The 7856-nt window shown below is 67.6% G+C and carries 7 protein-coding genes; 4 read left to right on the top strand and 3 right to left on the bottom strand.

The window, feature by feature from the left end:
* Positions 1-19 precede the first annotated feature (19 nt).
* From ACFV15_RS20325 to ACFV15_RS20335, 3 genes are read left to right on the top strand one after another with little or no spacing between them, the layout of a single operon-like run.
* Positions 20-2797 carry a BREX system ATP-binding domain-containing protein gene (locus ACFV15_RS20325; RefSeq protein WP_378352038.1) on the top strand — a complete coding sequence of 926 codons (2778 nt, stop codon included), beginning with the start codon at positions 20-22 and terminating at the stop codon, positions 2795-2797.
* A gap of 9 nt (positions 2798-2806) precedes the next feature.
* Positions 2807-4051 (top strand): ArsB/NhaD family transporter, encoded by a 1245-nt coding sequence (locus ACFV15_RS20330; protein ID WP_378352039.1) that lies wholly within the window; start codon positions 2807-2809, stop codon positions 4049-4051.
* Positions 4052-4065: 14 nt separating this feature from the next.
* Positions 4066-4491 carry a universal stress protein gene (locus ACFV15_RS20335; protein ID WP_378352040.1) on the top strand — a complete coding sequence of 142 codons (426 nt, stop codon included), beginning with the start codon at positions 4066-4068 and terminating at the stop codon, positions 4489-4491.
* A gap of 49 nt (positions 4492-4540) precedes the next feature.
* Here the strand turns inward: ACFV15_RS20335 and ACFV15_RS20340 are convergent, their stop codons facing one another.
* From ACFV15_RS20340 to ACFV15_RS20350, 3 genes are read right to left on the bottom strand one after another with little or no spacing between them, the layout of a single operon-like run.
* A complete protein-coding gene (locus ACFV15_RS20340; protein WP_378352087.1) occupies positions 4541-5659 on the bottom strand; it encodes a bifunctional RNase H/acid phosphatase in 1119 nt (372 codons plus the stop codon).
* A 2-nt stretch (positions 5660-5661) separates the two neighbouring features.
* A complete protein-coding gene (locus tag ACFV15_RS20345; protein WP_378352041.1) occupies positions 5662-6399 on the bottom strand; it encodes a zinc ribbon domain-containing protein in 738 nt (245 codons plus the stop codon).
* Between the two features lie 8 nt (positions 6400-6407).
* A complete protein-coding gene (locus ACFV15_RS20350; protein WP_378352042.1) occupies positions 6408-7214 on the bottom strand; it encodes a Nif3-like dinuclear metal center hexameric protein in 807 nt (268 codons plus the stop codon).
* A 31-nt stretch (positions 7215-7245) separates the two neighbouring features.
* On the opposite strand from ACFV15_RS20350, the gene aroQ reads away from it, so the two are divergent.
* The coding region (gene aroQ, locus ACFV15_RS20355) for a gamma subclass chorismate mutase AroQ (protein ID WP_378352043.1) at positions 7246-7856 on the top strand (611 nt) is incomplete at its 3' end.

Below are 7856 nucleotides of genomic sequence, written 5' to 3' on the forward strand. Positions count from 1 at the left end.
CGACACGAAGGTCTCTACGGTGCGTACCGAAGCAAATTCCGAGAGCCCCTACGGCGGACCTTCGGTACCGAAGCGTCCAGCCGGCGCCCCGCGTTTCGGGCGCGACGACGAGTTCAAGGCCCTGGCCACCATGTACGACGGCGTGGCCCGCGGCCGAGCCACCAGCGCGGTGCTGGTCGGCGAGTTCGGTATGGGCAAGACAACGCTGCTCGGAGCACTCTCGGAGTACGCGAGCCGTACCGCCTTCGCGGTCGTGGTCGCGAAGGGTTCCGGACTCGAGACCCATCTCAGCGGCGGTGTGACCAGGCAGTTGTCAGACGGGCTCACTCGCGCGCTCGGCCGCGCACCCCTCAAATCCCCGCTGGAGGAACGGCCGCGCACCGAGCACGACCAAACGGCGGCGCTGGAAGGTTTTCTTCAGCTGGTTCGCGAGGTGGCCGGGCGTGGCCCACTGCTGCTGGCCGTCGACGACATCCACCTCGCCGATGCCTGGTCGATGCGCTGCCTCGCCTACATTCGCTACCGGGTAGCCGAATACCCGGTGCTGATCGTACTGACTTCCATTCTGGGTCAGACATTGACCGGCGAGGTGTCACTTCTGGAACTCGCGGGCTGCTCCCCCGCCATCATCAAGCTCACCGGCCTCGGTGTCGAAGAAACCGGGCGCCTGATCGCCGCGAAATCCATGATCTTCACTGGAACGGCCGCGGACTGCCGCGAAGCCACCGGGGGAAATCCATTTCTTCTGAACAATCTGCTCACCCGGCTGGCTCCCGGCGCCGATGTCCACACGGTCGGCTCCCCCTCGGTCGGCGAGGTCCTGAGAGCCCGGCTGCGGGTGTATCCCGCGGCCGCACAGCTGGTGCGCGCGGTGGCGATCCTGGGCGAGGACGCCACCTTCGACCGCATCGCCACACTCGCCGGTGTCGACGAACGCGTCGCGTTGGAGGGCGTGGACACCCTTGTCCGCCTCCGGTTGCTCACCAATACGGGATTACCGGCGTTCACCTACTCGTTCGTAAGACATTCTGTCCTGCAAGACATTCCTCTGGCGACACGTGCGGTGAGCCATGCGAAGGCGGCGGAGTTGCTCGCCGAAGCCGACGTCCCCCACAAGCGCGTGGCCGCGCATTTGCTGGAGGCGCATACGGTCAGCACGCCTTGGGCAATCGATATCTTGCGGAACACGGCATGGGCGGCCGTGTTCGAAGGCGAAGAAGACCTGGCAGCCCAATGCCTGAAACGCGCGCTCGCCGAGCGGATGTCGCCGGGCAAACGAGTCGCGACCACGTTGCAGCTTGCCCACGCCGAATACCGGATCAACCCGGACACGGCGATGGCCCGCGTGCGCGAAGCCGTCGGCCACATCGACACGCACCGCGTCGCCACGCACACCGCGATGATGATGATCCTGTGCTTGTGCAGCGGAGCCGACAATCAGCTGGCCGTCTCCGCGGCGAGCTTGATCGCGGCCAGGGTGAGTTCCGGCAGTCCCGAAGCCACCTGGCCGTTGCATTGCATGATCTACCTGGCCGAAACGGGAAACAGTCTCAATCCGGCTCCCTTGTTCAGCGAAGACTGGACGCCCGGCCCCGACGCCGACCCGGAGCTGCGGCGAACCCACGCCGCGCTGCTGGCGCTCGACGTCCTCCGTCGCGGCAAATCCGCGGACGAGGCAGTGCGACATCTCAGCGACGCGTTGTCCGGTGACAACGGCCAGCTCTTCGAGCAGCCGTATTTCTTCACGCTGGTGACAGCCACGCTCGCCGACGAGCCAGCACTCACCGATCGCCTCTGCCGTGTGCTCGACAGCACCGACGACCCCTTCGACTACCACTTGCGCAAAGGCTCAATGGCAGCGCTCGCCAGGGGAATCGCGCTGCAGAGCGAAGGCAAGCTCCTCCGCGCCAGTGTCTACTACGAGTCGCTGCTGCGCCTGTTCGACGAACGCCGAGCCACCAGCGCCTGTCCGATCGCGGTGCTCGCGGTGGCACATCTGGCCGAGGTCTACACCGACCTCGGCAGGCCTGACGAGGCCGAGGCACTGCTCGCCGGTATCGATTTCGACGGCACCAAGCGGCTCTTCCAGCACAACTACCTCCTTTACGCGCGCGGCAAGCTGCGCGTGGCCTGTGGCGACACACAGGCGGGGCTGGAAGACCTGCTCGACTGCGGGCGGCGCCTCGAACGGCACGGTCTGGCATTCCCCGCGTTCGCCGCCTGGCGCCCGCTGGCCGTCCGCGCGGCGTTGATACTCGACCGGACCGAGCTGGCGGCCGCGCTCGCCGACGCCGACACCGTCGCGGCGGATCGATGGGACACGCCTCGCACCCGCGGGAGCGCCATGGCGGCTTTGGCGCTCACCCGCGAGGACGAGGAAGCGGAGCGGCTTCTGCACAAGGCCACCGAACTGCTCGAAGCCTCACCCGCGCGTCTCCAGCTGGCGACCACGCTGGCGGAGTTAGGCGCGGCGCGCGCTCGACGCGGGCACACCGAACAGGCTGTCGCGGACCTGCAGCGCGCGGTGGAGCTCAGCACCCAATGCGGCTCCCTTCCGCTCACCCGTCGCGCGAACGAAGAGTTGCACGCCATCCAGATGACCACGAAGGACACGGCGCACGGCCTGACCCGGCAAGAGGGCCGGATCGCCATGATGGCCGCACGTGGCCTCACCAACCGCGAAATCGCCGAAACCTTGCATCTGACCCGCCGCACAGTCGAGCTGCACCTCTCCGGCGCTTACCGCAAACTCGGCATTACCGGCCGCGCCGAGCTGGCCGCCGCGCTGACCGCCTAACCTTCGGCCGTGACTTGGGCGGCGATAGGCAGCTTCGTACTGCTGGTGGTGGTGCTCGCCTTCGCCATGCTCCGCCCGCGCGGCTTGCCAGAGGCGGTCGCCGCTGTACCCGCAGCCTGCATCGTGCTCGCGCTAGGCCTGGTTCCGCCTGCCGCAGCGGGACGGCGAGCCCTGGAAATCCTGCCCACGCTGGGCTTCCTCGCCGCGATCCTGCTGCTTTCGTACCTCGCGAGCGTCGACGGCGTGTTCACCTGGCTCGGTGAACGACTGGCCACCGCCTGCCATGGGAAGCCGAAACGCCTCCTCGTGCTCACATTCGCCGCCGCGTCCGGTGTCACAGCGATCCTCAGCCTCGACGCGACGGTCGTGCTGCTGACGCCAGTGGTGTTCGCCACCGCGACGAGCCTCCGGCTACCCGCCAAGCCTCACGTCTACGCATGCACTCACCTGGCGAATTCCGCCTCGACCTTGCTGCCCGTGTCCAATCTGACCAACCTGCTCGCGTTTTCAGCGTTGGGATTGACCTTCGCCGGATTCACCGCGCTGATGGCACTGCCATGGCTGGTCTCGATCGGCATAGAACTCGTGGTGTTCCTGCGGTTCTTCGCCGCCGATCTTACCGGCCGATCGACCACGGTTCCCCGAACAGCCACAAGAACGCCCAGATTCGCGCTCACCGTGCTGGCGCTGACTCTCGTGGGTTTCGGCCTAGGCCCCCTCATCCAGCTGGAGCCGGTCTGGATCGCCGCCATGGCTGCCGCGATACTCGCCATCCGCGCGCTGGCGACCCGCACAGTACGACCGCTCAGCCTCGTCACCGAAGCCTCGCCGCTGTTGTGCTTGTTCGTCCTCGGACTCGCGGTCGTCGTCGAAGCCGTATCCGAGCACCTGCTCGGCGGCGTGCTCCGCGCGATCTTGCCGAACTCGGCCGGCCTGACCGAGCTCCTGCTCACCGCGGTCATCGCGGCCGTGTTGGCGAACCTGGTCAACAACCTGCCTGCGACGTTGATCCTGCTGTCCGTCCTCGGCCAGCATCCCGAGCCGGGGTTGCTGCTCGCGGTACTCCTTGGCGTCAACATCGGCCCGAACGCGACCTACCTCGGCTCGCTCGCGACGCTGCTCTGGCGTCGAGTCCTCGCAGGCGCCGGCGTGACACCCGCGTTGCGAGAGTTCCTGCGGCTCGGCGCCTGGACGGTGCCCCTGTCACTGGTGGGTGCTGTCCTCGCGCTGTGGTGCGGCCTGGCGCTCACGTGACACGATGGCCGGTCATGAAGGTACTGGTCTGGCTGAGCGAAGGCACCTGGCCATCCTGCGTCGACGCTGTTCGCGCGTTGGAAACGCCCGCGCAGCTCACCCTGCTGCATGTCGTCGACACGGACATCGAGGAGGCGATGCATGGTGCGTACAGCGGCCTCCTCTCCCGTCACGGCCATGACCCCGCACGCGATCTCGAAGCACTGACCGGCCCCGCCGAACAAGCGCTGCTGGACGAGGCCGCGGCCCGCCTCGGCCGACCGTGTGAGACCGCCGTACAACGAGGTCACCCGCAGCACGAAGTCGTCGCCGCCTGTGCCGATTTCGACCTGCTCGTCTGTGCCCGCGACCACGCCGGCCCTGGTCCGAAGAGTCTCGGCCGCCACACCAGGTTCGTCGTCGATCACGCTCCCTGCGCGGTCCTGCTCGTATGGCCATGACCTGCGCGTACCTGTCCACCACCGCCCAGGTCGGCCCTCATCCGCAAGGCTAAGCCAGATGCGAGATGTCGTTCACTAGCCGAACAGACGCGTTGCCGTCCGGATAGAACTCCACGATGGAGAGCGAAGCCAGGTCGAGGTGCAGCCGGAAGAGCAACGACGGTCCGGCATCGAGCCCCATCCGCAGCAGCGTCTTGATCGGCGTCACATGGCTGACCACGATCAGGGTCTGGCCGCCGTACTGGGTGATGAGCTCGTCACGAGCCTTCCGCACACGACGATGCACGGTGTCGAAGCTTTCCCCACCAGGGGCCGGTATCGAGCTGTCGCTCAACCAGGCGCGGTGCAATTCCGGGTCACGCTCGGCCGCCTCGGTGAACGTGAGGCCCTCCCAATCCCCGAAGTCGGTCTCCACGAGGCCCTGGTGTGTCTCGACCCGCCCGCCCAGCGCGTCGGCGACAGCCTCCGCGGTCTGCCGGGTACGGGTCAGCGGGGAGGCGACGATCGGCGCGACCACGTCCCCCGTGACGAAACCCTTCATCCCAGCCAGCCGCTTCGCCGCCGCTGCCACCTGGCTCTGCCCGAGTTCGGTCAGCGGTACGTCGCCACGACCGGAATACCGGCGGTCGACGGACATCGACGTCTGGCCGTGACGCAGCAGGAAGAGCTTCGTCGGTGTCCCGGTGGCACCCGTCCATCCTGTCGCCGATGACCGATTGGGCTCCGATGAACGAGCGGGCTCCGGCGTCCGGACGGCCGCGGGCCGCTTGCCGACATCACCGTCCATGGCCTGGTTGGCCAGGCGATCGGCGTATGAGTTCTCGGCGCGCGGTATCCACTCGAAGCGAACCTCGCCGAACCCGGCCGCCAAGTCGCGAGCTTCCTGCGCGAGCGGCTGGAGCGCCGGGTGCTTGATCTTCCAGCGCCCGGACATCTGCTCCACCACGAGCTTCGAGTCCATCCGGACATCCACAGTGGACGCCCCGAGTTCGGCTGCCGCCTTGAGTCCGGCAACCAGGCCGGAGTACTCGGCGACGTTGTTCGTGGTGATCCCCAGCGAGTCGAGCCGTTCGGCGAGCACCTCGCCGGTCACCGCGTCCTTGACGACGGCACCGTAGCCGGCGGGACCCGGGTTTCCCCGCGAACCACCGTCGGCTTCGACGATCACTCTCACAGACCGGACTCCAAGGTCCGAACCAGGATCGCGCCACAGTTCTCGCACTGGATCACGGTGTCGTCGGCAGCGGCCTTGATCTCGTTGATGGTGTTGCGGTCCATCTCAAGCTGGCAGGCACCGCACTTGCGAGCCCGCAGCAAAGCCGCGCCGATGCCCTTGTGCTCCCGCACTCGCTCATAAAGCTTGAGCAAGTCTTCCGGGAATCGCGGCAACAGCTTCGCGCGGTCCTCGTCACGGCGCGCCTGCGTGGTGTCCAGATCGGCGAACGTCTCGTCACGCCGCCTGATGGCGTCCGCGGCTTCTCGCTCGGCCTTGTCGACTTCGGCGCCAGTGCGCTGCGCGTCCAGCTCAAGCGCTTCCCGGCGTTCCATCAGCTCGAGCACGTCATCCTCGAGCGCGGTCTGACGACGCTGGAGGGTTTGGAGTTCGTGCTCGATATCGGCCATCTGCTTGGCGGCCACGGTGCCGGACGCCAGCAGCTTGCGGTCACGATCTTCACGAGCACGCACGGAGTCGACTTCGCGTTCTTGCCTGGCGACCTCGCGGTCAAGGTCGGACACCGCGGTCTGCACGGCGACGAGTGCGTCACGGCGTGCGCGCGCGGTCTTCTCGGCCTGCTCGATCTCGGCTAGCTCCGGCAGGGTTCGGCGGCGATGCGCGGTCCGCGAAAGCTCCGCGTCCACCTTGGCGAGCTCGAGCAGTTGACGCTGCACGGCGGATTCGGCCTTCACAGTGCTCCCTAGTTCTCTGCCCTGATGTTCCAGGGGTCGGTACGCCGCGTGGAGACGTGAACGTCGACGGTACCGGGGAAGGCAACGCGGATCACGCCCGAGGCTTGCTCGCACCATGGCCACTCGCTCGCCCAGTGTGTGACACCGACCAGGGCGGGGCCGCCATCGGCGAGATGTTCTCCGGCCGCATGATGCCGGAGATCGGCGGTCACATAGGCATCGACCCCGGAGGCCGTCGCTCGCTTGAGGTAGCTGTCACCTGCCCCGCCCGACACAGCGACGGTCTTGATGGGCCGTGCGGCGTCGCCCGCACCGAATACGCCCGGCTCGGTCTTCGGCAGCGAACGCGCCACACGCACCACGAACTCGGCGAAAGGCTCGGCTTCAGGCAGTTCGCCGATCCGTCCGATCCCGGTGACTCCATCCGCGTTGGCGTCGAGTGGCCCGAGGACTCGCAGCCCCAGCGCCTCGGCGAGCGCGTCGGACACCCCCGGCCGTGCGGAATCGGCATTGGTGTGCGCGCAGTACAGGGCGACACCCGCACGGATCATGCGGTGCACGAGCCTGCCTTTCGTGGTGTCCGCGGCTACGCCGTGCACCCCACGCAGCATCAGCGGATGGTGCGCGACGATCAGCTGCGCACCGAGCTCGATCGCCTCGTCGACGGTCTCATCGACCGGATCGACACAGACCAGCACCTGGTCGACGGGCTCGGCGGGATCACCGCAGACGAGTCCGATGGCGTCCCATGACTCGGCCAGCTCGGGCGGATACGCCTGCTCCAGAGCGGTGATGACTTCGGCGACTGCGGGCATGGGCCGATCTTCGCATGTAGCCTCCGAAGTCATGCGCGTTCGGTCTTGGGTCGCCTGCGTCCTGCTGTCCACCAGTGGGCTCGCGGTCACCGCGATGCCCGCCGCAGCTTCGACGCCATCGTCGTCCTCACTCTGGTCCCTGACAGATCTGTCGGCCCAACGGGTGCAGATCGCGGACAAGGTCGCCGCGGCAAAGTTCGGCACCACACAGCCGATCGACGACCCGGTCCGCGAGCAGCAGATTCTGAACGACGTCGCGGCCAAGGCAGCCGGACTCGGACTGGACCCGGTCACGACCGTGCGCTTCTTCCGCGACCAGATCGAAGCGAACAAAGTCGTGCAACGCGGCCTGTACGCGCAGTGGACCGCACATCCGGAACAACAGCCGTCGGTGCGCCCCGACCTGGCGACCGAGGTCCGGCCGATCATCGATCGTCTCAACGCCGGGCTCCTCGGTCAATTCGCCGCAACGGTGGCCGTGCGAGCCAGTCACACCTGCGATCTCCGGCTGGTCATCACCACGAAGGTGGTCGACCTGCGACGGCACCTGGACCGGGGCCCCCCCCCCGGGGGGGGGGGGGGGGGGGCGGCCCGATGGGGGGGGGAACGCCCACCCCCCGGGGGACCCCCCCCCGGGGGCTA

Origin of the sequence: Amycolatopsis sp. NPDC059657, from assembly GCF_042734395.1 — a bacterium.
GTDB lineage: Bacteria > Actinomycetota > Actinomycetes > Mycobacteriales > Pseudonocardiaceae > Amycolatopsis.

Excerpts from the sequence above, each read along its gene's own strand:
- ACFV15_RS20335 (WP_378352040.1), top strand. The coding sequence starts at position 4,066 with ATGAAGGTACTGGTCTGGCTGAGCGAAGGCACCTGGCCATCCTGCGTC.
- ACFV15_RS20350 (WP_378352042.1), bottom strand. The coding sequence starts at position 7,214 with ATGCCCGCAGTCGCCGAAGTCATCACCGCTCTGGAGCAGGCGTATCCG.